At 23.9% G+C, this 439-nt stretch carries 1 protein-coding gene; it reads left to right on the top strand.

The annotated features are described in order from the left end of the window. The coding region (locus CAMP5060_RS08175; RefSeq protein WP_337218210.1) for a hypothetical protein at window positions 1-358 on the top strand (358 nt) is incomplete at its 5' end. Window positions 359-439: the final 81 nt, after the last annotated feature.

Genomic DNA, 439 nt, shown 5'->3' with positions numbered 1-439 from the left:
AATTTTTCTATCAAGAAACTATATAACAAAAAGCAAAATATTATACAATGATATTATTCAAAGTTTAGAAAATTTAGATTTTGAAGATGAAATATTTAAGGATTTAACCCAAAGAATTTATCAAATGAAAGCTAAACTTGAAGATGAAAAATTTAAAAATTATTTTTTAGGTCTAATTCATTCTTTATTTTTTCACTTTGAATACAAAATAGCACAAAACTACATTAAAAATCCTAGTAACATAGATGAAGAATATGCTAAAAGAAAAGAATACTTGCAACTACATAAAAATTGGATAGAAACTATCATTCCGCATATTGCATTACAATCTGAGGCTATTGAAAAAGGTATCTCATGAACACCTACGAAACTAACTTTAATAAAAACTTAGGAGCATTAGAAAGTTATAATACTACTCTAGCTGATAAAATAGAAAATG

The sequence above is a fragment of the Campylobacter sp. 1569 genome, assembly GCF_024723675.1.
GTDB lineage: Bacteria > Campylobacterota > Campylobacteria > Campylobacterales > Campylobacteraceae > Campylobacter_D > Campylobacter_D jejuni_C.
This window is presented reverse-complemented; position numbering and strand designations above follow the sequence as displayed.